The organism is Siminovitchia fortis, assembly GCF_007681465.1.
Taxonomy (GTDB): Bacteria; Bacillota; Bacilli; order Bacillales; family Bacillaceae_C; genus Siminovitchia; species Siminovitchia fortis.
Genome location: NZ_VEKZ01000002.1, coordinates 66,247 through 90,904 on the forward strand (window position 1 = coordinate 66,247; position 24,658 = coordinate 90,904).

Here is a 24,658-nt window from a genome sequence, read left to right on the forward strand (position 1 = left end):
AAGGATGAAAGACCATGTGAACAGTTTTTTGGAATACTTGCAGATTGAAAAAAACTATTCATCTTACACAATCGAGTTTTATAAAAAAGATATCGAGCATTTCATCCTGTTCATGAAAGAGCAAAGCATTGCAACACTGGATGATGTGGAATATTTCGATGCCCGCTTGTATGTTTCTTCATTGTATGAACAGCAATATGCAAGGACAAGTGCCGCCAGGAAAATATCAAGCCTGCGAAGCTTCTTCAAGTTTTTGTTAAGGGAAAAAATCGTACATGAAAATCCTTTTATTTTGGTTATACAGCCTAAAAAAGGAGTGAGGCTACCCAGTTTCCTTTATGAAGAGGAGATGCAGCAGCTATTTGATTCCTGCGATGATTCTACCCCATTGGGGAAACGCAACCTCGCGCTTATAGAACTGCTGTATGCCACCGGCATCAGGGTAAGCGAGTGCGCAAATATTATGGTGGATGATGTAGACTTTGAATTTTCAACCATTCTGGTAAAGGGAAAAGGCAAAAAGGAACGATATGTGCCTTTCGGTATCTTTGCCGCAGAGGCTCTGGAATCCTACATGAATAATGCCAGAAGCCTGCTGGTTGACCGCTCGGGCCACCGGAGTCTTTTTGTGAATGCCAGGGGAGGCCCGTTAACTGTAAGGGGAATCCGTCATGTCCTGAATGATGTAATGAAAAAGGCATCCCTGTCAGGAAAGATCCATCCGCATATGTTCCGGCACAGTTTCGCGACACATATGCTGAACAACGGGGCGGATATGCGGACAGTCCAAGAATTATTGGGGCACACGCACCTGTCATCAACGCAGGTTTATACGCACGTTACAAAGGAACATTTAAGGAAAACATATATGAACAGCCATCCGCGGGCTTGAATGCTAGGAGGTAAACGATGGATAAGTTCCATGCAACGACAATTTTCGCCGTTCATCATAAGGGAAAATGTGCCATGGCCGGTGATGGACAAGTGACATTTGGAAATGCGGTAGTCATGAAACATACTGCACGCAAGGTACGTAAACTATTCAATGGCAAAGTGCTGGCCGGTTTTGCAGGATCTGTGGCTGATGCCTTTACATTGTTTGAGAAATTTGAAGGAAAGCTCGAGGAATACAATGGAAATCTTCCGCGGGCGGCTGTCGAACTGGCGAAGGAATGGCGGAGCGATAAAGTTTTAAGAAAGCTTGAAGCGATGCTGATCGTTATGGATGACAAGCATCTGCTGCTCATTTCCGGTACGGGTGAAGTCATTGAGCCGGATGATGGTATTTTGGCAATTGGATCTGGCGGCAATTATGCGCTGGCCGCTGGCAGAGCTTTGAAAAATCATGCCGCTGAACATCTGACTGCGAAAGAAATGGCTAAAGCGGCCTTGGAAATTGCCGCGGATATATGCGTCTACACAAATCGACAAATAATTGTCGAAGAATTGTAACACATGTCGGCGCTGCAATACGTTACTGTAAGAGGGAGGGACTATTTTGACAGTCGTTAATAAAGGAGCTGCCATGACTCCTAGGCAAATTGTTGAAAAGCTCAATCAATATATCATCGGTCAGAATGACGCGAAGCGGGCGGTCGCGGTGGCTCTCCGCAATCGTTACCGCAGGGGGCTGTTAAGCGAAGATCTTCGAGATGAGATCATCCCGAAAAACATATTGATGATGGGCCCCACCGGTGTAGGTAAGACGGAAATAGCCCGCCGTTTGGCCAAAATGGTCGGAGCTCCGTTTGTAAAAGTGGAGGCGACCAAATTTACCGAAGTGGGCTATGTGGGACGCGATGTCGAATCAATGGTCCGAGATCTTGCCGAGACATCGATCAGGATTGTCAAAGAAGAGAAAATGCAGGAAGTAAGGGACCGTGCGGAGAAACAGGCGAACCGCCGCCTTGTCGAGCTGCTGGTGCCAAGAAAAAAGAAGTCGGAAAACTTTAAAAACCCATTTGAAATGATCTTTGGCGGAGGCCAGCAGGCTGAAAGTTCATCAACCCAAGATGAACAGGAAGAGCTGAGCATCCGCGAAAAAAGAAGAATCATTGAGGAAAAGCTTGCAAATGGAGAACTGGAAGACGAAATTGTGCAAGTGGAGGTTGAAGAACAGCAGCCTTCCATGTTTGATCTGTTCCAAGGGTCCGGCATGGAGCAGATGGGGATGAATATGCAGGATGCCTTAAGCAGCCTGATGCCCAAAAAGCTTAAGAAGCGGAAGCTTCCCGTCAAAGAGGCGCGGAAAGTCCTGACGAATGATGAAGCCCAAAAGCTGATCGACATGGATGAAGTGACACAGATGGCGATTTTCAGGGCCGAACAAACAGGGATCATCTTTATTGATGAAATTGATAAAATCGCGAGCAAAGGCCAGTCTTCGTCTGCAGATGTCTCAAGGGAAGGTGTCCAGCGGGATATCCTGCCGATTGTCGAAGGGTCAACTGTAGTCACCAAATACGGACCGGTCAAAACAGATTACATTTTGTTTATTGCTGCGGGAGCATTCCATATGGCTAAGCCCTCGGATTTAATCCCGGAACTTCAAGGCCGTTTTCCGATTCGGGTTGAACTCGAAAAGCTGACAGTAGAAGACTTCTACAAAATACTGACTGAACCCGATAACGCCCTGATCAAACAATATTCAGCATTATTGGAAACTGAAGGTATACAAATAGAATTTTCTGACGATGCTATTAACAGACTTGCAGAAATCGCTTTTGATGTGAACCAGAATACGGACAACATCGGAGCGAGGCGCCTGCATACAATTATGGAGAAACTGCTTGAAGATTTGTCGTTCGAAGCACCGGATGTCACGATGGAAAAGGTGGAAATTACCGCTCAGTACGTGGACCAAAAACTTTCAGCAATTTCAAAAGACAAAGATTTAAGCCAGTTTATTTTATAAAAAATATGTCAACAATCGTTGTAAGTTTGGAAAAATTTAGGAGGAGAAACAATGGAATTATTAACAAGGACCAGAACAATCAATGCAATGCTGCAAAAAGCTGCAGGAAAACCGGTAAACTTCAAGGAAATGGCTGAAACGTTGTCTGATGTCATAGAAGCCAATGTATATGTATTAAGCAGAAGAGGAAAGGTTTTGGGCTATTCTGTCCGCCAGCAAATTGAAAATGACAGAATGAAAAGTATTCTTGAGGAGCGGCAGTTCCCTGAAGACTATACAAAGAGGCTTTTCAATATTTCCGAAACATCTTCAAACATCGATGTGAACAGTGAATATACAGCTTTTCCGGTGGAAAATAAAGATTTGTTCTCATCCGGCCTGACAACAATCGTGCCGATCAACGGCGGAGGGGAAAGGCTCGGGACATTGCTCTTGGCAAGGCTTGAGCAGGAATTTGATAACGATGACCTGATTCTTGCTGAATATGGTGCAACAGTGGTTGGTATGGAAATCCTTCGTGAAAAAGCTGAAGAAATTGAAGAGGAAGCCCGCAGTAAAGCAGTTGTCCAAATGGCGATCAGCTCCCTTTCATACAGTGAACTGGAAGCCATTGAGCATATTTTTGAAGAGCTCAACGGAACAGAGGGGCTGCTCGTAGCTTCCAAAATTGCCGACAGAGTAGGAATTACCCGCTCCGTCATCGTCAACGCACTCAGGAAATTAGAAAGTGCCGGTGTCATCGAATCCCGTTCACTCGGGATGAAAGGCACTTATATCAAAGTGTTGAACTCCAAGTTCCTTGTTGAATTGGAGAAATTAAAATCAAACTGATAAATGATAATCAGGAAAAAGAACGTTCGAAGTCTATTCGGACGTTTTTTTTATTTTTTTAATGGGACTAAAGAATCAATTTTCGAGTTTTTTATCGAAAATTCACCAAGAATTACTCAGCTTGTGTAGACGTAATATGACAAAAAGATTACAATAGTGGATAGTTTAGGAAAAACAAGAAGAAAATTGGCAGGTGCTTATTGTGAATCTATTCGATAGTTTTCAGACGATAGAACGTTCTATGGACTATTCTGCATTAAAACACGAAGTTACTTCCCAAAATATCGCCAATGCCGATACCCCTAATTACAAAGGGAAGAAAGTGAGCTTTGGCCAAGTATTTGATGAGGCGGTTTCTGCTGCAAAATTAAGGATGACCGATCCGCGCCATATTAGCGCCCATAGGATGAAAAACCCTGCTGTTGCGCTATCTGACAGGCGGGCCCAATACGGGCATAATGGCAATAATGTCGATATTGACAAAGAAATGTCCGATCTTGCGGCAAATCAGATTTATTACAGTACTTTATCAGAAAGATTAAGCGGGAAATTCAATTTGTTACAAAATGTCATCAAGGGAGGAAAGTAGTAGTGACAATGTTCTATACAATGGGAATTTCTTCCTCTGCATTGACAGCCCAACGCCTTAGATTGGATGTCATCTCCTCCAATATGGCAAATGTCGATACGACGAGAGAAAAACTTGTTGATGGCCAGTGGCAGCCCTATAGACGCAAAATGGTCGTCATGCAGCCAAATGAAAATTCATTTTCTTCGGCTCTAAATAATGCGATGGGCTCCTATGCCGGGAATAAAACTCCGGCAGGGGTAAAGGTGGCCAGGATCGTCGAAGACCAAACCCCATTCAAATCGATTTATGATCCTGAACATCCTGATGCGGATGAAAATGGCTATGTCTATCAATCAAATGTTGATCCGCTTCGCGAGATGGTGGATATGATCAGTGCCACAAGATCATACGAAGCCAATGTCACGGTATTCAATGCAACAAAGGCGATGTTGATGAAGTCGCTGGATATTGGAAAATAATTAGAAAGGAGGCATGAGTGATGCCAATCAATCCTGTCATTTCTCATTTGCCCGCTGCATCTTCGATAAACTCCAAACAGCCAGTGGCTGAAAGTTTTAATAAAGCGAATAATTTCGGAGATTACTTGCAAAATGCAATCCAGGAAGTGAATAAGCTGCAAATACAATCAGACAAGGCCACATCAATGTTTGCAGAGGGAAAGAAAATCAATTTGCATGATGTGATGATTGCCGGCCAAAAAGCATCTATTTCCATGCAGGCCGCGCTTGAAATCAGGAACAAGGCTGTTGAGGCATACCAGGAAGTCATGCGAATGCAAGTGTAACCAGAATGTTTAAGGGGATTATCGATGAAAGATTTACTGTTTAGGCGTTTTTCAAATTTGAAAGAGTATTGGATACAAAGAACAAAAAAACAAAAGATCGTATTTGTTTCATCGGCAATTATTTTACTTCTATTCATTATCATTCTAACCGTTTTATTAATCCGTACGGCCATGGTCCCTCTTTATACGAACTTGTCGCCGTCCGAGACTGGTGCCATCAAAGAAGAGCTCGACGCCAGGGGAGTGAAGTCCGAAATAACGGAAAACGGTACAACGATAAGGGTTCCCGAGGGAAATGCAGAAAACTTGATGGTCGAACTAGCAGCAGAAGGTATCCCCAAATCGGGGAATATCGATTACTCTTTCTTTAGCGAGAACGCTGGTTTCGGCATGACAGATAATGAATTCAACGTATTAAAGCTTGATGCCACCCAGAATGAGCTGGCAGCCCTGATTAAAGGCATTGATGGAATAGAAGATGCAAATGTGATGATCACCATGCCGGAAAAAAGCGTCTTTGTGAAAGAGGATAATGAAGAAGCATCGGCATCAATTATCCTGCAAACAAAGCCGGGACACGATTTCAATGAGAAACAAATTAAATCGCTGTACCACCTTGTATCCAAAAGTGTACCCAATTTGCCGACAGACAATATTGTCATCAGAAACCAGTACCTGGAATATTTCGACTTGAATGATGGTTCTTATGCCGACAGCGGCATTGATCAGCAAATGAAAATCAAGGAGCGCCTGGAAAGGGATATACAGCGCCAGGTGCAGCAAATGCTCGGAACCTTGATGGGCCATGAAAAGGTCATCACTTCCGTTACAGCGGATATAGATTTCACCCAGGAAAACAGGGAGGAAAACCTTGTTACACCGGTGGATGAAGAAAATATGCGCGGAATTGCCATCAGTGCCCAAAGAATTACAGAAACATTCTCAGGCGATGAAGCCCAAGCGGGCGGTATACCGCAAGGAGGCGATCCTGCTGACAGTGGAGCAAGCCAATACATGGAAGGCAGCGGGAATTCAGGGGATTATGAAAAGTCCGAAGAAACTCTGAATTATGAAGTCAATAAAGTGCGCAAGGAAATTGTGGAAAGCCCATATAAAATCCGGGATCTGGGCATTCAGGTCATGGTTGAGCCGCCAGACCCCGAAGAACCCGCTTCTTTTCCGGAAGAAAGAAGGGAAGATATCCGCCAGCTGCTGTCCACGATCGTCAGGACGTCCATTGACAAGGAAAGCGGGACGGACATTTCCGATGCTGCTATTGATGATAAGGTTGTTGTAACTGTACAGCCGTTTAACGGGAACATGGGCCGCGGGGAAGATTCATCCAAAAGCGTATTGCCATGGTGGGGGTACGTTATCGGAGGAATTCTGGTTGCCATCATAGCTCTTCTTATTTTCCTATGGACAAGAAGCAGAGCACGTAAAGCGGAAGAATTGGAAGAAATGACGGCAATCGCCGAAGACCAGCCTGCGGAACCTCCAAAGCCAACGATTGAGGAACTGGCAGCACAGAAAGCTGCAGAGAACCGGGAACGGCTTGAAGAATTAGCCAAAGATAACCCGGAACAATTTGCCAACCTGCTGCGGACATGGCTTGCTGAGGAAGAGGAGGAGATTTAGAGAGATGGATAAAAAACAAAAGATGTCAGCCCTTCAAAAGGCCGCTGTACTTCTTATTTCTCTTGGTCCCGATACCGCTTCAAAAATCTATAAACAATTGACTGAAAAAGAAGTTGAAAAACTTACGATGGAAATTTCGAGCCTCAGGAATGTGACACCCGAAAAAAAAGACAAGGTGGTCAATGAATTTCACCATATTGCCCTTGCACAGAAATATATAACCCAGGGCGGTTTGGATTATGCCAAAGTCGTGCTGGAAAAGGCGTTTGGTTATGAGGAGGCTGCGAAAATGCTGAAAAGGCTCAATGCTTCCTTGCAGGTCCGGCCGTTTGACTTTGCCAAAAGGGCCGATGCGGGACAAATTTTACATTTCATCCAAAATGAGCATCCGCAGACCATCGCCCTTGTCCTGTCATATTTGGACCCGGAAAAAGCGGGGCAAATTTTATCGGAGCTTCCAAATGACACACAGGCGGACATTGCCAGGAGGATTGCAGTGATGGATGGAACTTCTCCTGATGTGATCCGTGAAGTGGAAGAAATTCTTAAAAGAAAGCTGTCTGCTACTGTTACGGATGACTATTCCCAAAGCGGCGGGATCGAATCGATTGTCCAGGTGCTCCAAGGGGTCGACCGTGCAACCGAAAAAACCATTCTTGATACGCTCGGAATCCAGGATCCCGGACTTGCAGAGGATATCAGGGAAAGAATGTTTGTTTTTGAAGACATTGTCATTTTGGACAATCTTTCGATTCAGCGTGTGATCAGGGAATGTGACAGTGATGACTTGATGCTCGCGCTCAGGGTCGCCAGCGACGAAGTGAAGGAAACGATCTTCAAAAATATGTCCACCCGGATGGCGGTGACCCTGCAGGAGGAAATCGAATTGATGGGCCCTGTACGATTGCGCGAAATCGAAGAAGCTCAGTCAAACATTGTCGCCATTATCCGCCGATTGGAAGATGCGGGTGAAATCATCCTTGCACGCGGAGGGGATGAAATCATTGTCTAACATCATCAAGCTTCATTCAGACAGGATATTGACAGACGCAAAGGTCATCAAACCGCGAATGGTTGAAAGATCGGACTGCGGACAGGGCACTGTGGATCCTTTAATTGAAGCCAAAGCCAATGAACTCATAATAACGGCGGAAGCAAAGGCTAAAGACATTTTAGAAAAAGCCGCTCATGAGGCAGAGCAGCTGAAAAATGCCATTCAAGAGGAAAAGAACCTCTGGGAAGCGGAGAAAAGACAATTGTCGGAGGAAGCATGGAACGGGGGCTATCAAAAGGGGCTGAAAGAAGGAAGGACAGCAGGGGAAAACGAGTTTAAGAGCTTGATAGAAACAGCCATCGGCACAATCGACACGGCTAAGGCGGACTCCAAAGCATATATCGTGCAGGCGGAGCAGACCATCCTTGACCTGGCAATGGCAAGTGCAGAAGCGGTCCTGGGGTCCACTCTTTCAGAGGAACCTGAAAAGTTTATCGGTGTTGTAAAAAAGGCTCTGACTGAACTGAAAAATGAAAAAGAGATAGAGATCTTTGTACACCCATCCAAGTTCCATTTGCTTGTTTCATCCAGAAACGTGCTGGAATCTATTTTTCCGCGAGAGGTGCAATGTTATATTTATCCAAATGAGGAATTAAATGAAAATGATTGTGTCGTTGAATGTGAAACCATCAGAATCGATACCGGCATTGACAGCCAGCTTTCCGAGTTGAAAGAAAGGCTCGCGGAGCTCCTCTCCGCTGAACAAAAGCAATGAAGGCACAGGAGCTCCTGCCTCATATAAAAAAGATCAACCCGCTTAAAAGGTATGGGAAAGTGGTCAAGGTTGTCGGCCTGATGATTGAGTCATTCGGACCCGAAAGTTCCATCGGGGATGTCTGCCTCATACATACCGGAAATTCAGCAAACAGCCGGACCGTTTTGGCCGAGGTTGTCGGTTTTAAAGGAAAGCACCTGATTTTAATGCCTTATACCAATTTGCTGGATGTATCTCCGGGAAGCCTTGTTGAAACAACAGGGAAACCTCTGGAAATAAACGTCGGTCCCGAATTGATCGGCAAGGTGGTGGATTCACTGGGACATCCGATGGATGAATCGGCCATCCCCCGCGGAATGGCTGGTGTCCAAATAGATTGCGATCCGCCGAACCCGTTGACAAGGCCTCCCATCGCCGAGCAGCTCGAAGTGGGTGTGAGGGCTATCGACAGCATGCTGCCAGTCGGAAATGGCCAGCGGATGGGAATATTTGCGGGAAGCGGCGTCGGAAAGAGTACGCTGCTCGGGATGATTGCCCGGAATACGAGGGCGGATATCAATGTGATTGCGCTAATCGGGGAACGGGGAAGGGAAGTAAAGGAATTCCTTGAAAACGACCTTGGGCCCGATGGGTTGAAAAAGTCGATCATTGTGGCTTCCACTTCGGATCAACCTGCCCTCATGAGAATCAAAGGCGCTTTTACGGCGACTGCGATCGCTGAATATTTCAGGGATTTAGGCTGCAATGTAAATCTTTTGATGGATTCAGTCACAAGGGTGGCCATGAGCCAGAGGGAAGTGGGCCTCGCTGTCGGCGAGCCGCCCGCCACAAGGGGTTATACCCCTTCCGTTTTCGCCCTGCTGCCCCGCCTTCTTGAAAGGACAGGGACAAGCCCGCTCGGGTCGATTACTGCTTTCTATACCGTACTTGTGGACGGCGATGACATGAATGAGCCGATTGCGGATACCGTGAGGGGGATTTTGGACGGGCATATCGTTCTTGACCGTTCCTTGGCTAACAAAGGCCATTATCCTGCGATCAATGTTTTAAAAAGTGTCAGCAGACTCATGAACCAGCTTGCTGCACCAGAACATCAGGCAGCTGCCAATACGATCCGGAATCTCTTAAGTACGTATGTGAATGCGGAAGATTTGATTAATATCGGCGCATATAAAAAAGGCGCTTCCCAAAAGATCGATGTAGCGATTGATTATCAGCCCGAAATCATCAAATTTTTACAGCAAGGGACTAATGAACAGGCAACGAAGGAAGAAAGTATCCAGTCGTTGATCAATTTGGCAGAAACGGGTGAGTTTCGTTGAAATTTGATTATAAATTCCAGCATATTTTAACGCTCAAAGAGAGAGAAAAGGAAGAGACTTATTCGCTTTACGAAGAATCGGTCCGTCAATTTGAACGGGCTGCCAAAAATTTATATGAATTGCTAAAGAAAAAGGAAGTCCTGGAACAATTTCAATCAGAGAAGCTGGAAACAGGCTTTTCCATCCAAAAGATCAGGCACCATCAACTGTTCATCAATAATCTTGAAGAAACAATCGATTATTGGCAAAAACAGGTCATGGCAACACGGAATGAGATGAAGCATTGGGAGGAGAAGCTTCTTGAAAGCAATATCGAAGTGAAAAAATACGAAAAAATGAAAGAGAAAAGCTACAAGTATTTTCAACAGTTGATCAATACGTATGAAAACAATCAAATGGATGAAATAGCAGCCATCCAATTCCAACATCGAAAAGGAAATTAGGTGACAAGGTGGGTAGTACCGTAGATACACAAAAAGAGAATAAGAAATCCGGCTTTTTTCAAAAGCTACTTGTATGGATTGTCATTCCGCTTCTGCTCATACTGTTCCTCACCTTGCTGGCTGCTACGGTTTCGGGTGTGAACGTGTATGAGAAGGCGAAGGAAGTCGGAGGAAAGCTTCCTGTAATATCCTCGATCATTGGCGGCAAAGAAACGGTGACCATTGAGGAGCACAACGAGGCGATCGTCAAGCTGGAAGCGCAAATTGAGGAGAAGAATGCGAAAATCAGCCGTTTGGAAAGAAAAGTGGAAGACAAAGAGTCCGAGATTGACCTGCTGAACCAAGATAAGAAAAGGCTGGAAACGACCCTTGAGGAAAAGGACCAAGTGGAGAACGATGGAAAGCGGGAAATGAAAGAAATCGTTGCAGTCTATGAAACAATGATGCCCAAACGGGCAGCTTCCATCATTGTGGAAATGAAAGATGAAGAAGCTGTCAACATCTTATCCAACCTGGGGCCCGAGCCGCTTGCGAGAATCATGGAAAAGATGCCGCCTGAAAAAGCCGCGGCATATACCCAGATGCTGGCCGTTAGAACAACTGAGGGGAGGTGAACTAAGTGAAGTTATCGCTATTTGAAGCTCCTGTTAATTTTGCAATGGCGAACGTGCCGGAAAAAAAGACCGGAGAAGGCAATCTCTTATTCGGGGAAATTCTGAATATGAAACTGCAAAGCTTCCGGGCTGAACCCGAAACAGATACAGTTGAAACGGGCAAAGAAAATACAGGCCTGATGCAGTTGTTGGCAAATGTTTTGGGTGTAATGGAAAAATTGCAGGAAAAAATGGGATTTGCACTGGATGAAGGTGAACAGGAACTTTTGCAGGAGACGGTTGATTTGCTGGAAAGCATTGAGAATATTGGACCCCCGAATATGGCAGCAGTTTTGGAGCCGGTTTTGGAAAGATTCGTTTTGGCTGCTGAACAGCTGCAGTTTAATTCCGATGCTGAAATGAATTCTGAAAAACTTGAGGCAGCATTGAAGGTGTTAACGGAAATGCTGGAACAGTATGAATCTATTTCATCCACTTTTCAAAAGAGTGGAGAACTCCTTTTTCTTGCAGCCGGGCAAATGCCTGGAAAACATAATATGCCGATCCGTTCTGACTTGAAGCCTGATAACGGCGGCAACCAAGCGGGAAAATTTATCAGCTACCATGAAAATACAGAGACAGAAGAGGCAAAGCAAATCTCTATCCGTTTGGAGACTGCAAATACAAAAGGGGATTCTGCCGGTACGGCATCATTGACGGAGGCCACTGAAAAAAGAGGTGCAGAGACAGGGAATAGCCAATCAAAGGCTGACGCAAATTCCATTCAGGCATCAAGCGTGAACAGAAACGAAACGGAAGAGGTTATTGTAAAGCTTGCCGAAACAGCCCCCAATGAGAGGAAAGCAAGGGAGCTGATCAGGCAATTTACAAATGTCCTGCAAAAATCCCATTTCAGCCAGGGGCTTCAGACGAAAAGCATGACGATCCGCCTGTATCCCGAACACCTCGGTTCACTCAGGATAGAGCTGACGCAGCGTGACGGCGCCATGATTGCGAGGATTTTGGCTTCGACAAGCATGGCCAAGGATTTGCTTGACTCTCAGATCCATCAGCTAAGGCAGGCTTTCGTACAGCAGAATATCCAGGTGGACAAGGTGGATATTTCCTATCAGGAAGGCCTCGATAAGTACTCGAGCCAAGATCAAAGAAACGGTGACCAGGGGCAGGCCGGACCGGATCAGCGTTCGGACAAAGAAGCTTTTAACGGGGAAAAGGATGAGGAAGAGTTCTCCAGTTTTTTGAAAAATATTTTATTTGAGATGGAAGTGTAGGTGATGAAGTATGCCAAACACGATTGGCAGTGATTATTTTCTGCCGACTGAAACGGTAAAAAGGCAGACGACGAATAACGATTCATTGGGGAAAGATGCTTTTTTAAAAATCCTGTTTGCCCAGCTTCAAAACCAGGATCCTCTCAGCCCGATGGATGACAAGGAGTTTATCGGACAGATGGCCACTTTTTCTTCCCTGGAGCAATTGACGAACATGAACCAGACACTGGAGAAATTTGTGGAAAGTGCATCACAGGCGAATCTGATCGCCTTCAGTGAATTCGTCGGAAAAGAAGTGACGTGGCATGAAATGATCGAAAGTGATGACCCTCTGAAAGATCCTGAAATAATTGAAGGAAAAGGTGTCGTCAGTTCGGTGCAGTTTTTGGGCGATTCGGTGAAAATCACACTTGAAGACGGAAAGGAACTGGCGCCTGCGAACATATCGGAAATCCATCATGGCAATGGCGAAAGCCCGCTTGTCAAAGCAAGCCATTTGATCGGGAAAAAGGTTTTGTGGATGGATGGCGAGCAGGAAAAGTCAGGAACGGTCAAGTCGGTGACAACAAAGGGCGGCATTATTTCGGTAATACTGGATGATGGGTCAGTAGTTGAATCCAAAAAGCTTACGAAAATTGAATAAGGGAGATGGTCATGCTTGAAAAATTATATCCATCCTCTTAATACACAGTTTCATGTGAATGCCGCAAGAAGTCAGCTCTCCAAGAAACAAGTTGAAGGGAATTCTTTTTCGAATGAACTGAAGCAGGCGATTGATAAGTCAGGGCATTTGAAAATAAGCAAGCACGCAAGGACAAGGATGGAGCAAAGAAATATTGAGATCAGCCCGGCGAAATGGCAGCAGATTGAAGAGAAAATAACCGAGGCGAAGGCCAAAGGGGTCAAAGAACCGCTCGTTCTGTTGAAAAACGCCGCCTTGGTCGTGAGCGCCAAAAACAACACGGTCATCACAATGATGCCCAGAAATGAAGCAAATGGTCAGATCTTTAACAATATCGATGGAACAATCATAGTCGACTAAAAAATAACATAGCTGGACCTGAAAAGGAAGCTAACAGCCGCCGACTGACAGACGCGGCTAATACGAAAGGGGAAATGGGAACATGCTACGTTCAATGTACTCAGGAATAAGCGGAATGAAAAACTTCCAGACCAAACTGGATGTCATCGGCAACAACATCGCCAACGTCAATACATACGGATTCAAAAAGGGCCGGGTGACATTTAAAGATATGGTAAGCCAAACCATCTCGGGTGCGAGTGCCGGGGATGCAACTCGCGGTGGAGTTAATCCAAAACAGGTGGGACTCGGTTCGCAGCTTGCATCTATTGATACGGTTGATACGCAGGGAAGCCTGCAGACAACTGGTCGCGTTCTTGATATCGGAATCCAGGGGGACGGATACTTGATGGTTGAAAGTAATGGTGTTCCAAGTTATACAAGGGCCGGCAATTTATACTTCGACAACGCAGGTAATCTAATAACCGCGTCGGGACATCTTGTTTATGATATTAATAAAGCCCCAATAAATATAGGAGATCCAAATTCAATTACAAATTTGAGTATTGATGAAAGTGGGAAAATAACTTATCTAACAAAAGGTCAAGATGGGAAAATGATAGAGGGAGAGCCCAAATATATTGGGATAGCACGTTTTAACAATAATGGTGGATTGGAAAAAATAGGTGAAAACCTTTATATTGAAACAGAAGCATCGGGTGAAGCAGAAATGTTGACGCCAGGTACAAGCGGTGCAGGAAAACTCGTATCAGGAACGCTCGAAATGTCCAATGTCGATCTTTCCGAGGAGTTCACCGAAATGATTGTCGCGCAGCGCGGGTTTCAGGCGAATACGAGGATCATTACGACTTCCGATGAGATTTTGCAGGAGCTTGTCAATTTAAAACGATAGGTAAGGGAGGGACAGGGCCGGTTTTTTTCCGGTCCTGGGTGGTTCATTGATACATATCACGAAATTGAATGGAAAGACTTTTCATTTGAATGCATTATACATTGAAACAGTCGAGTCTTTTCCCGATACGACGATCACTTTGATGAATGGCCGCAAATATGTGGTGGCTGAGTCTGAGCAGCTGGTCAATGAGAAGATTCTTACGTTCTATCAATCTATTCAATTGTTGGGACGCGGGCAGCAGGAGGATTCTGATGAAAAAAAATAAAGTACTCATTATTATTACTGTCATTTTACTTATTGGGGCTGCCGCACTGCTCGCCTATGACAGACTGGGCTTTGGGAAAAAGGAAGCGGCCGGTGAGGAACAGTCGATAGACGATGTATTAAAGGTTACAGTGGACATGGGAGAGATCGCGACAAACCTGCTGGATAACAGGTATGTAAAAATCTCTTTCATGATAGAAGCCGACAGCAAGGATGCAAAGGAAGAGTTGGAGAAGCGGAAGTTCCAAGTCCAGAATATTATCATCACAGAACTGTCGGACATGAAGGCCCCTGAATTGGAAGGGAAGGAAGGCAAGCAGGCATTTGAAGAGGCAGTAAAGAAAAGAGTCAATGAAATAATGCAAGAAGGCGAAGTAGTCAAAGTTTACATTACCTCTTACATCATTTCATAGGTTACGCAAGCGCAACGTTAGGAGGTGACGGCAATGCCAGACGATGTCTTATCCCAAGGGGTTTTATCACAAACCGAAATTGACGATCTTATTTCTTCTTTGGCAGCCGGTGATGATCAGAATGAACGGAAAAAGGATCCGGTTCCAAATGAACTTGAAAAAATCGTCAAAGTTTATGACTTTAAAAGAGCACTCCGTTTTTCAAAAGATCAGATTCGCAGCTTGACAAGAATATATGAAAATTTTGCGCGCCTTCTGACCACTTTGTTTTCTGCGCACTTAAGGACATATGCCCACGTTTCAGTCGTTTCTTCCGGGCAGGTCCCATACGGGGAATACATCCGTTCGATCGACAGCATGACATTTTTGAATGTCATCGAAATACCCCAGCTCAAAGGAAGAATGATCATGGAAGTCCAGCCGGATATCGCCTATGCAATGATGGATCGTATTTTGGGCGGGAAAGGGACCGGCATGAATAAAATTTCCCTGTTGACTGACATTGAAATGAAACTGCTGACGAAATTGTTCAATAAGACAATGGATCCGTTGCGGGAGGCGTGGGCCAGCATTTCCCACATTGAACCGGAGCTGTCCGAAATCGAAGTCAATCCGCAATTTTTGCAGGTTGTCTCTCCGAATGAAACGGTTGTTGTTGTATCCATGCATGCGGTGATCGGCGATACAAACGGAACAATCAATATCATGATTCCGCATGTCGTCCTGGAACCGATCATTTCAAAGCTGACCGCCCAATACTGGATGGAATCCGGCTCGAAGGAAAAAAAACCGGAAGCACTCGATGCGCTGAAGCAGAGCATCAAGGAAACCGATGTCGAGGTGGATGTCGAACTGGGGAAGACTTACCTGACGATAAGGGACTTCCTTGCATTAAACGAAGGGGATGTGTTCCAGCTCCGTAAACGGATTGACGAGCCGCTTACGGTGAAAATTGCGGGAGTCCCCAAATTTACGGGGCAGCCCGGCATGAAACACAACCATCTGGCTGTTCAAATTTTAAATATGATAAATGAGGGAGATGAAGACGATGAATGGTGAGAAGCTCTCCCAAGAAGAGATTGAGATGTTATTCGCGGAAATGGACCAATCCGAAGATGAATCAACGAATGAAACGGATGAGCTAAGCGATATTGAAAAAGATGCCCTGGGAGAAGTAGGAAATATTTCTTTCGGAAATGCCGCGACAGCCCTTTCCACCATGATGAACCAAAAAGTAGAAATCACAACGCCGACCGTATCGATTATTGACTGGCAGACTTTGTCGGCATCAAAAGATCCGGGTATGGCTGTCCAGGTTACCTATACTTCGGGATTTTCAGGGGTCAATGTGTTATTTCTGAAAAAGAGGGATGTCTCAGTCATTGCGGATGTTTTGATGGGCGGTGATGGAACCGATCCGTCCGAAGAAATGGATGAAATCCAGCAAAGTGCCGTGCAAGAGGCCATGAATCAGATGATCGGCTCTTCCGCCACTTCGATGTCCTCTTTTTTTGGAAAAAGGGTGGATATATCCACGCCGACATTTCATGTATCCAATGAAACATTGGGTGAAGTGCTGCAGGAGCTTTCGGATCAATCCCCTTTTGCGCAAGTGTCTTTCGACTTGAAAGTGGGAGACATCATAGATTCAAAACTGACGATGTTCATACCAGTAAATTTTGCAAGAAGCCTGGTAAAAGAACTGTGGTCACAGGCAGAAGAAAAAAGCGAACCCAAATCAACTCCAGGGAATTCAGCGGAAGCGGAGGCAGAAACCGCATCAGCCATTGATATCGCCTTGGAACAGACAAAACACATGGAAGAAACGGCGCCTTCGCCGGCGTCCTCACCTATAGGCGAGGAATCCCGTGCTGAAAACAAGGACGTAAACGTCCAACGTGCAAGCTTTGCCCAGTTCGATGATGGCATTGAAGAACAAACGGATACCAAAAACCTTGATGTCCTGCTCGACATTCCGCTCCAGGTAACGGTTGAACTGGGCAGAACGCATAAATCGGTGAAAGATATATTGGAAATGGGGTCTGGATCGATTATCGAACTGGACAAACTGGCCGGTGAGCCTGTGGACATCCTGATCAACAACAGATTGATCGCCAAAGGGGAAGTCGTAGTCATCGATGAAAGTTTTGGGGTAAGAGTGACGGATATTCTGAGCAGGAAAAATCGCCTGCAGCATTTGAAATAAGTTTTTTGAATTGGACTGTGAGGGAACGATCGTGTTAAAAAGCCGCATTGCCGCCCTTTGGGTACAACCAGCGGGCAGAAGAAAAGATAAATTAAGGATGAATTCAGGTATGCATGATGAAAAATAAATGGATGGTTCTATTATTGCTTTTGATCGTTCTCACAAATGCCAAACCGTATCTTGTCCATGCGAGCCCGAAAGGGTCCGTGGAGGAATGCATAAAAAATCCCGATAAGTGCGAGAAACCGGAAAACCCAAATAAACCAAGCATGGAAAACAACGGAAATGAGTCCTTTTCCATCAGCTTTTTTGACGTTGTCAAAATGATTGCCGCATTGGCGTTTGTCATCGCACTATTGTATTTCTTATTGAAATTCATTAATAAAAAAAGCCAATCGTATCAGCAGAACCGCCTAGTTCAAAACTTGGGCGGGACCGCGCTTGGCGGAAACCGGTCGATTCAGATTGTAAAAGCAGGAAAACGCCTGCTCGTATTGGGTGTCGGCGAAGACGTCCGCCTTCTGAAAGAAATTACCGATGAACAGGAACTGCAGGAAATCTTAAACCAATACAATGAACAGCTTGAGGGAAGCATCCAGCCTGCAGATGCAGTTACCAAACTTGCAGGAACAATCAAAGGCATGTTGAACAAAGAGGGGAACAATCATGATACATTCCAGAAACATTTTAAACATGAAATGGATGCAATCAAGAAGCAGCGGCAAAGTATTTTAAAAGAGTTTCAGGGAAAGGGGCAAGATGAAAAGTGAATGAAGTCGTGGAGTTTTTCAACAGTTCACCTGAAACCGTGTCAACATCAGTGAAACTCTTTCTGCTGCTGACTGTTCTGTCCATCGCACCTGGCATCCTGATTATCATGACTTCATTTACAAGGATCGTGATTGTTCTTTCTTTTGTACGGACATCGCTTGCCACCCAGCAGATGCCTCCTAATCAGGTCATCGTCGGATTGGCGCTGTTCCTGACTTTTTTCGTGATGGCGCCCACCTTGAACGAAGTGAACAAAGAAGCGCTGGCACCGTTGTTCAATGATGAAATTACACTGGAAGAATCGTATGAACGGGCTGTCGTTCCGTTCAAAGAATTTATGAGCTCATATACAAGACAGAAAGACCTGGAATTATTTTTGAATTATTCGGGGGCGGAACGTCCCAGTACGATTGAAGATATACCGCTCACGGCACTTGTCCCTGCATTTGCCCTAAGTGAATTGAAAACAGCATTTCAAATCGGATTCATGATTTTCATCCCGTTCCTTGTGATTGATATGGTGGTAGCAAGCGTATTGATGTCAATGGGAATGATGATGCTGCCGCCGGTGATGATTTCACTGCCGTTCAAGATACTGCTGTTCGTATTGGTTGATGGGTGGTATTTGGTCGTCAAATCATTGCTGCAAAGCTTTTAGTGAACATTCCCGTTGGAATACAATCTCAAGGAAGGTGATGTTATGAGCGCCGAATCAGTCATTTCTCTGGCTGGAAAAGGAGTATTTACAATATTGATCGTAGCCGGGCCGTTGCTGCTGCTTGCATTGGCGGTTGGATTGATTGTGAGCATCTTTCAGGCTACAACGCAAATCCAGGAACAGACATTGGCTTTCATACCGAAAATCATTGCAGTCCTTGTGGGCATTGTCTTTTTTGGTCCATGGATGCTGAGCAGGATGCTTTCGTATACAACAGACATTTTTCAAAATTTGACCCGGTTTGTAGGTTGAAAGAATGATAGACATTGTACCGGCCTTTTCAGTGTTTCTCCTGATTTTCATGCGGGTGTCGGCTTTTTTTGTAACGATGCCGCTCTTTTCCTACCGGACGCTTCCGGCCATGTTCCGGATCGGATTTGCTTTCTTTATTTCGCTGCTCATGTACTATACGGTGGATGCCCCGCCGCTTACGATCAATCTGGAATATTTTTTATTGATTATAAAAGAAGTGCTTGTCGGGCTGTTCATCGGGTTCATGGGCTATATGATCTTGTCCGCAGTCCAGGCAGCCGGAAGTTTCATAGACTTTCAGATGGGATTTGCAATCGCCAATGTCATCGATCCGCAGACAGGCGCCCAATCCCCTTTGATCGGGCAGTATCTATATATATTTTCACTGCTGCTGCTCCTTGCCGTTGACGGCCACCATATGCTGCTGGACGGAATATTTTACAGCTATCAGTTCATTCCGATTGACAAGATAAGCTTAGGCTTTGGCAACGTTGGACTGGTGGAATACGTGATCAAAGCATTTGCCATGATGTTTGTCATCGCTTTTCAAATGGCTGTCCCTGTTGTGGCTGTACTGTTTCTGGTGGATGTGGCGCTTGGCATTATTGCAAGGACTGTTCCGCAGATGAATGTATTTGTTGTCGGTTTTCCGATCAAAATCGCAGTCAGTTTTATCGTTATCTTTATTGTCATTGGTGTAATTTTGGGCATCGTGCAAAACCTGTTTCAAACAGTCGCCCATACGATGAGGGATGTAATGGAAATGCTCGGTGGTATTAAATGAAGCTGCTACAACTGGATCTGCAGTTTTTTGCCGGTGAAAAAACAGAAAAAGCAACGCCTAAAAAAAGGCAGGATACGAGGAAAAAAGGGCAGACGGCGAAAAGCCAGGATGTCAACACAGCTATCAGCTTATTGTCTGTCTTCGGTTTTCTCATGTTCTTTTCTTCCAATATCGGCCAAGTGGTAATAGACATCTTCCACAAGACATTCGGTCAATATATGCTCATGGACCTGACAGCGGAAAACTTGCATCAAATCGGTTTGGACCTGATCCTGGGGGTTGCTGTGCTGCTGGGCCCCATCATGCTGGTGGCGCTGGTGGCGGGCCTTGGCGCAAACCTGTTGCAAGTCGGTTTTCTTTTTACTGCGGAACCAATGAAGCCTAAGCTTGAAAAGATTGATCCAATCAAAGGATTCAAACGGATTTTTTCCATCAGGGCGATTGTTGAGCTTTTAAAATCGATCTTGAAAATCGGATTCGTCGGCTTTATCACATTCCTTGTATTGTGGCTCCGGATAGATGAGGTTTTGATCTTGTCGCATAAGTCAGTTCCATCGGCTTTAAAAACGATCGGAAGCCTGACTTTGCAAATGGGAATCAGCGCATCTATCGCATTATTATTCCTGTCATTATTCGATTACTTATATCAGCGGTATGATTTCGAAAAAAATATCCGGATGTCCAAACAAGATGTGAAAGATGAATTTAAAAATATGGAAGGCGATCCGCTGATTAAATCAAAAATCAAACAGAAACAAAGAGAAATGGCGATGGCCAGGATGATGGAGGAGGTTCCAAAGGCCGATGTTGTCATAACAAACCCGACCCATTATGCCATTGCCCTCAAGTATGACGAAGAAAAAGCGGATGCCCCGGTTGTTGTGGCCAAAGGAATCGACTTCATGGCACAGAAAATAAAGCGGGTGGCAAAAGAACATCAGGTTGTGCTTGTAGAAAACCGTCCGCTGGCACAGGCGCTTTATAAACAGACAAACATAGGGGATGCCATCCCGGACGAGTTTTTCAAGGCAGTTGCCGAGATTCTGGCTTATGTATACCGGATCAAGCATAAAATATGAAATTCAGCACATGGAAGGAGGGGCCAGGCATGATGAAGACAAAGGATATTGCTGTACTGCTGAGTGTTATTTTAATAGTTGCCATGCTGGTCATTCCATTTCCGCCGTGGTTGCTTAGCTTTTTGATTATAACGAATATATCACTGGCGCTTTTGGTGCTTTTAACGACGATGAATGTGAATGAGCCGCTGCAGTTTTCAATATTTCCTTCATTATTATTGCTTCTTACTTTATTCAGGCTGGGGCTGAACGTGTCTACCACAAGATCCATCCTTTCAAAGGGAGATGCCGGCGGTGTGGTTGAAACATTTGGAACGTTTGTAGTCGGCGGCAATATACTTGTCGGTCTCGTTGTGTTTTTTATCCTGATCGTGATTCAGTTCATCGTGATTACGAAAGGTGCTGAGCGTGTTTCGGAAGTGGCTGCAAGATTTACACTTGATGCGATGCCGGGAAAGCAGATGAGCATTGATGCGGATTTGAATGCGGGGATCATTTCAGAACATGAAGCAAGGGACCGCAGGGAAAAGGTTTCCCGTGAGTCGGATTTTTACGGGGCAATGGATGGTGCCAGCAAATTCGTAAAGGGAGATGCTATTGCAGGTATCGTCATTGTCATTATCAACCTGCTTTTTGGAATATTGATCGGAATGGTCCAACAGGGCCTTCCGATTGCTGAAGCAGCCACAAAATATTCAATGCTGACTGTCGGAGATGGCATTGTCAGCCAGATTCCAGCTCTTTTGATTTCAACTGCGACGGGTATAGTCGTAACGCGCGCAGCTTCGGAAGGCAATCTTGGTTCCGACATTGCGGGCCAACTGTTTGCCTATCCGAAAATTCTATATATTGCGGGAGGAACGATCTTCTTGCTTGGATTGGCGACTCCCATAAGCAATATGATTACGATTCCGATTGCCGGAGCATTGGCGGCGGGGGGATACGCACTCGGCCGTATCCCTGAAAGTACTGAAGACCCTCTGGCTCTGACAGCGGAAGAAGCCGAAGCGGATGAAATGAAATCACCTGAAAGTGTACTTGATCTATTGCAGATGGATCCGATTGAGTTTGAATTTGGCTACGGGCTTATCCCATTGGCGGATGTAAACCAGGGAGGGGACCTATTGGACCGTGTCGTCATGATCCGCAGGCAGCTTGCTTTGGAACTGGGCGTTGTCATTCCTGTTGTCAGGATCCGGGATAACATCCAATTGGAGCCGAATGAATACCTGATCAAAATTAAGGGTGACGAAGTGGCAAGAGGGACGCTCCTTTTAGATCATTATCTGGCGATGAGCCCGGGAGCGGAAGATACAATTCAAGGCATCGATACGATTGAGCCGTCATTTGGGCTTCCGGCGAAATGGATTTCGGAAGAGGTGAAGGAACAGGCTGAAATCGAAGGCTACACTGTCGTCGATCCGCCATCTGTCGTATCGACACATTTAACGGAAGTTCTAAAGTCAAATGCGCATTTGCTGATTGGGAGACAGGAAACGAAAGATCTCATCGACCATCTGCAGGAATCCTATCCGATTCTTGTCGAAGAAGTTACGCCCAATCCTCTGACAGTCGGAGAGGTGCAGAAGGTGCTGGCGAAGTTGTTGAAAGAGAATGTTTCGATCAGGAATTTGCCAATGATCTTTGAAACCCTTGCAGACTATGGAAAAGTCACGCTTGATACGGATATACTTGCCGAATATGTAAGACAGGCTTTGGCAAGGCAGATTACGAAACAATATGCAGATGATGAGCCGGTATTAAAGGTAGTCACGATTTCCGGGAAGGTTGAAAAAATGATTGCAGACAGCGTCCAGCAGACGGAAAACGGAAATTATCTGGCCATGGATCCCGGGGATTCCCAAAAAATTCTGGAGGCAGCCGCTGCCCAAATCGAAGAGCTGTCGCAAATCCAGCAAACACCGATCTTTTTATGTTCCCCGGCTGTAAGAATGTATTTGCGCCAGTTGACTGAAAGGTATTTTCCTCAGGTGCCCATCCTTTCATACAATGAACTGGAAGCTGATGTGGAAGTCCAAAGTATCGGGGTGGTGAGCGTTTAATGGGTATTAAAAAAATCACGGCGCCTTCAATGCCGGAAGCCTTTCAAAGGGTAAAAGAAGAGGTTGGGGAAGAAGCGGTCATTTTAAGCTCCAGAGTTGTATGGACAGATGGAATTCTTGGTTTTTTCAAGAAAAAACAGTTCGAAGTCATTGCTGTCATGGATAATGACGATCAAATACCGGAAAACGTTCCGGCTCCGATCTTAAAGGAGATTTCGGAAAATACCGGGATGAAGCCGAACGAGTATGAAAAATCCCTCCTGTCCGAACTGGCCGAGCTGAAAGAAATGGTTGCAGCCGGCCGGAAGACGGTCCATCCCGATTTGTCTGTTTATCCTGATCCGATTCAAACGGTGGCTGGAAAGCTGTTGGATCAGGAACTGGACGAAAGCCATGTAAAGAAAATCTCTGAACGATTGCTTGAAAACTGGCGGCAGGCAAATAAGGAGCCTTCAGAAAATGAAACCATGCAAGAGGCGAAAAAAATCCTTGCTGAAAAAATAGATCAATTCAACTTCTCCACATCAAGCAATAAAAAATTTGTTGCACTTGTGGGACCGACAGGGGTAGGCAAGACGACTACTTTGGCAAAATTGGCTGCACATTCTGCTTTGGAAGAGAAGAAAAAAGTGGCTTTCATCACCTTGGATACGTACCGAATCGCAGCTATTGAACAGCTAAAGACATATGCCGGCTTGCTTAACATTCCCGTTGAAGTAGTCTATGAGCCCAAGGATTTTTCAAAAGCCGCAGAAAACTTTGCAGATTATGACCGAGTATTCATCGATACCGCAGGCAGAAACTATCGGGAAGCGGAATTCGTTCATGCATTGAACAACATATTGTCCCGGGAAAACGATCTTGAGACTTTTCTTGTCCTGACTGTGGGAATGAAGGAGAGAGACATTGATCCGATCATGGACAACTTCAAGCAAATGTCCATTGACAGGTTGATCTTTACAAAAGCGGATGAAACAAAAGTCTATGGACCGATGGTGAATATCATGCTGAAGTACAAAATGGCAGCGGCATATGTCACGACCGGCCAGGACGTCCCGGACGACATCATCCGAACTTCGCCGGAATTGTTTGCTGATTATATTTTTGGAGATGGAAGTGAATGAGGAAGGATCAGGCAGAAAATTTACGCAGGAAAATCAACAGGCAGCCCCGAAAAAAAGCGAGAACCCTTGCCGTTGTCAGCGGAAAAGGCGGAGTGGGCAAATCCAATATTTCAAGCAACATGGCAATAATTCTTGCCGAGCACGGTTTTAACGTGCTTGTAGTCGATCTGGACATCGGCATGGGGAATGTAAATTTGCTGTTGGGCGGATCAGCAACGAAAACGATGGGGGACTTTCTTTATAATCAAGAACCGCTTTCCGAAATTGTGGAATTGGGTCCCGGCGGTGTTTCATTCATTGCAGGAGGAAACGGTTTTCAGGAAGCGGTTGAACTTGATGAGACAACGGTTGACCGGCTTTTTTACGGCTTTAAACGGATGCAGGAAATCTACGATATTATTATTTTTGATATGGGAGCCGGCGCCGGGCCGTGGATGCTCCGGCTGTCGCTGGCGGCTGATGAAGTCATTGTCATTACGACGCCTGAAGCTACATCCATCATGGATGCCTATTCCATGATGAAGCTGATTCACCGGGTTCGGGCTGATGCCAGCCTGCTTATTATATGCAATCGTTCGGACAGCGACAAGCAGGGGAAGGAGACGTTCGAACGTCTCAAGAAGGCTATGGAAACCTTCCTACAAAAGGAAATCCATTTATTGGGTGTGCTGCCGGAAGATAAACATATGAGAAAAGCGGTTCTTGCCAACCGGCCGGTATATATGGAATTTCCAAGGGCTCCTGTTTCGGTGGGTCTGAAAAAAATGGCCCTGTCCCTGATCAATGGAAGTTCACAGGAAAAGCCCGTTCATATGAAGGAGTCATTTATGACAAGGCTGCAAAAGTTGTTTTACAGCAGATAATGTTTT

General features: G+C 45.3%; 29 protein-coding genes. All 29 read left to right on the top strand.

What is annotated here, in order from left to right:
- Nucleotides 1-4: 4 nt before the first annotated feature.
- A complete protein-coding gene (gene xerC / locus FS666_RS01330) occupies nt 5-892 on the top strand; it encodes a tyrosine recombinase XerC (RefSeq protein WP_120069650.1) in 888 nt (295 codons plus the stop codon).
- A gap of 17 nt (nt 893-909) precedes the next feature.
- Nucleotides 910-1,452 (top strand): ATP-dependent protease subunit HslV, encoded by a 543-nt coding sequence (gene hslV / locus FS666_RS01335; RefSeq protein ID WP_120069653.1) that lies wholly within the window; start codon nt 910-912, stop codon nt 1,450-1,452.
- 73 nt (nt 1,453-1,525) lie between these two features.
- On the top strand, nt 1,526-2,914 hold the full coding sequence (gene hslU / locus FS666_RS01340) for an ATP-dependent protease ATPase subunit HslU (protein WP_144461079.1): 1,389 nt from the start codon (nt 1,526-1,528) through the stop codon (nt 2,912-2,914).
- Nucleotides 2,915-2,965: 51 nt separating this feature from the next.
- Complete coding sequence (gene codY / locus FS666_RS01345) at nt 2,966-3,745, top strand: GTP-sensing pleiotropic transcriptional regulator CodY (RefSeq protein ID WP_120069656.1); 780 nt, start codon at nt 2,966-2,968, stop codon at nt 3,743-3,745.
- 202 nt (nt 3,746-3,947) lie between these two features.
- On the top strand, nt 3,948-4,334 hold the full coding sequence (gene flgB / locus FS666_RS01350; RefSeq protein WP_144461049.1) for a flagellar basal body rod protein FlgB: 387 nt from the start codon (nt 3,948-3,950) through the stop codon (nt 4,332-4,334).
- An 8-nt stretch (nt 4,335-4,342) separates the two neighbouring features.
- A complete protein-coding gene (gene flgC, locus FS666_RS01355; RefSeq protein ID WP_144461080.1) occupies nt 4,343-4,795 on the top strand; it encodes a flagellar basal body rod protein FlgC in 453 nt (150 codons plus the stop codon).
- Between the two features lie 17 nt (nt 4,796-4,812).
- On the top strand, nt 4,813-5,121 hold the full coding sequence (gene fliE / locus FS666_RS01360) for a flagellar hook-basal body complex protein FliE (protein WP_244943812.1): 309 nt from the start codon (nt 4,813-4,815) through the stop codon (nt 5,119-5,121).
- A gap of 24 nt (nt 5,122-5,145) precedes the next feature.
- Nucleotides 5,146-6,759, top strand: coding sequence for a flagellar basal-body MS-ring/collar protein FliF (gene fliF, locus FS666_RS01365; protein WP_144461051.1), 1,614 nt, complete (start codon nt 5,146-5,148; stop codon nt 6,757-6,759).
- Between the two features lie 4 nt (nt 6,760-6,763).
- A complete protein-coding gene (gene fliG / locus FS666_RS01370) occupies nt 6,764-7,771 on the top strand; it encodes a flagellar motor switch protein FliG (RefSeq protein ID WP_144461052.1) in 1,008 nt (335 codons plus the stop codon).
- The gene (gene fliH / locus FS666_RS01375; protein ID WP_186306489.1) at nt 7,764-8,528 is read left to right on the top strand and encodes a flagellar assembly protein FliH; all 765 of its coding nucleotides are present in this window, start codon (nt 7,764-7,766) and stop codon (nt 8,526-8,528) included. The genes fliG and fliH overlap by 8 nt, the downstream gene beginning before the upstream one ends.
- A complete protein-coding gene (fliI, locus tag FS666_RS01380) occupies nt 8,525-9,850 on the top strand; it encodes a flagellar protein export ATPase FliI (protein ID WP_144461054.1) in 1,326 nt (441 codons plus the stop codon). The genes fliH and fliI overlap by 4 nt, the downstream gene beginning before the upstream one ends.
- Nucleotides 9,847-10,293: a flagellar export protein FliJ gene (gene fliJ / locus FS666_RS01385; RefSeq protein ID WP_144461055.1), complete on the top strand. Its 447-nt coding sequence runs from the start codon at nt 9,847-9,849 to the stop codon at nt 10,291-10,293. Before fliI ends, fliJ begins: the two co-directional genes overlap by 4 nt.
- Nucleotides 10,294-10,301: 8 nt before the next feature.
- Complete coding sequence (locus tag FS666_RS01390; protein WP_144461056.1) at nt 10,302-10,907, top strand: MotE family protein; 606 nt, start codon at nt 10,302-10,304, stop codon at nt 10,905-10,907.
- A 5-nt stretch (nt 10,908-10,912) separates the two neighbouring features.
- A complete protein-coding gene (locus FS666_RS01395) occupies nt 10,913-12,178 on the top strand; it encodes a flagellar hook-length control protein FliK (RefSeq protein WP_144461057.1) in 1,266 nt (421 codons plus the stop codon).
- A 10-nt stretch (nt 12,179-12,188) separates the two neighbouring features.
- Complete coding sequence (gene flgD / locus FS666_RS01400) at nt 12,189-12,821, top strand: flagellar hook assembly protein FlgD (protein ID WP_144461058.1); 633 nt, start codon at nt 12,189-12,191, stop codon at nt 12,819-12,821.
- Nucleotides 12,822-12,836: 15 nt separating this feature from the next.
- Nucleotides 12,837-13,220 carry a TIGR02530 family flagellar biosynthesis protein gene (locus FS666_RS01405; RefSeq protein ID WP_120069685.1) on the top strand — a complete coding sequence of 128 codons (384 nt, stop codon included), beginning with the start codon at nt 12,837-12,839 and terminating at the stop codon, nt 13,218-13,220.
- An 82-nt stretch (nt 13,221-13,302) separates the two neighbouring features.
- Nucleotides 13,303-14,112, top strand: a complete 810-nt coding sequence (gene flgG, locus FS666_RS01410) for a flagellar basal body rod protein FlgG (protein WP_120069688.1) — start codon at nt 13,303-13,305, stop codon at nt 14,110-14,112.
- Between the two features lie 46 nt (nt 14,113-14,158).
- Nucleotides 14,159-14,380, top strand: coding sequence for a flagellar FlbD family protein (locus tag FS666_RS01415; protein WP_120069690.1), 222 nt, complete (start codon nt 14,159-14,161; stop codon nt 14,378-14,380).
- Entirely contained in the window at nt 14,367-14,792 is a 426-nt protein-coding gene (gene fliL / locus FS666_RS01420) for a flagellar basal body-associated protein FliL (RefSeq protein WP_120069694.1), read from the top strand. The genes FS666_RS01415 and fliL overlap by 14 nt, the downstream gene beginning before the upstream one ends.
- A 33-nt stretch (nt 14,793-14,825) precedes the next feature.
- Complete coding sequence (gene fliM, locus FS666_RS01425) at nt 14,826-15,851, top strand: flagellar motor switch protein FliM (protein WP_120069697.1); 1,026 nt, start codon at nt 14,826-14,828, stop codon at nt 15,849-15,851.
- Nucleotides 15,841-16,998 (top strand): flagellar motor switch phosphatase FliY, encoded by a 1,158-nt coding sequence (gene fliY, locus FS666_RS01430; RefSeq protein ID WP_144461059.1) that lies wholly within the window; start codon nt 15,841-15,843, stop codon nt 16,996-16,998. Before fliM ends, fliY begins: the two co-directional genes overlap by 11 nt.
- Before the next feature lie 113 nt (nt 16,999-17,111).
- Nucleotides 17,112-17,768: a flagellar biosynthetic protein FliO gene (locus FS666_RS01435; protein WP_144461060.1), complete on the top strand. Its 657-nt coding sequence runs from the start codon at nt 17,112-17,114 to the stop codon at nt 17,766-17,768.
- Nucleotides 17,765-18,427 carry a flagellar type III secretion system pore protein FliP gene (fliP, locus tag FS666_RS01440; RefSeq protein WP_144461061.1) on the top strand — a complete coding sequence of 221 codons (663 nt, stop codon included), beginning with the start codon at nt 17,765-17,767 and terminating at the stop codon, nt 18,425-18,427. Before FS666_RS01435 ends, fliP begins: the two co-directional genes overlap by 4 nt.
- A gap of 42 nt (nt 18,428-18,469) precedes the next feature.
- Nucleotides 18,470-18,739 (top strand): flagellar biosynthesis protein FliQ, encoded by a 270-nt coding sequence (fliQ, locus tag FS666_RS01445; protein WP_018705125.1) that lies wholly within the window; start codon nt 18,470-18,472, stop codon nt 18,737-18,739.
- Between the two features lie 4 nt (nt 18,740-18,743).
- Nucleotides 18,744-19,523, top strand: coding sequence for a flagellar biosynthetic protein FliR (fliR, locus tag FS666_RS01450; RefSeq protein WP_144461062.1), 780 nt, complete (start codon nt 18,744-18,746; stop codon nt 19,521-19,523).
- Entirely contained in the window at nt 19,520-20,602 is a 1,083-nt protein-coding gene (gene flhB, locus FS666_RS01455) for a flagellar biosynthesis protein FlhB (RefSeq protein ID WP_120069711.1), read from the top strand. Before fliR ends, flhB begins: the two co-directional genes overlap by 4 nt.
- Before the next feature lie 32 nt (nt 20,603-20,634).
- On the top strand, nt 20,635-22,665 hold the full coding sequence (gene flhA, locus FS666_RS01460; RefSeq protein ID WP_144461081.1) for a flagellar biosynthesis protein FlhA: 2,031 nt from the start codon (nt 20,635-20,637) through the stop codon (nt 22,663-22,665).
- A complete protein-coding gene (gene flhF, locus FS666_RS01465) occupies nt 22,665-23,789 on the top strand; it encodes a flagellar biosynthesis GTPase FlhF (RefSeq protein WP_144461063.1) in 1,125 nt (374 codons plus the stop codon). The genes flhA and flhF overlap by 1 nt, the downstream gene beginning before the upstream one ends.
- The gene (locus FS666_RS01470) at nt 23,786-24,652 is read left to right on the top strand and encodes a MinD/ParA family protein (RefSeq protein WP_144461064.1); all 867 of its coding nucleotides are present in this window, start codon (nt 23,786-23,788) and stop codon (nt 24,650-24,652) included. Before flhF ends, FS666_RS01470 begins: the two co-directional genes overlap by 4 nt.
- Nucleotides 24,653-24,658 lie beyond the last annotated feature (6 nt).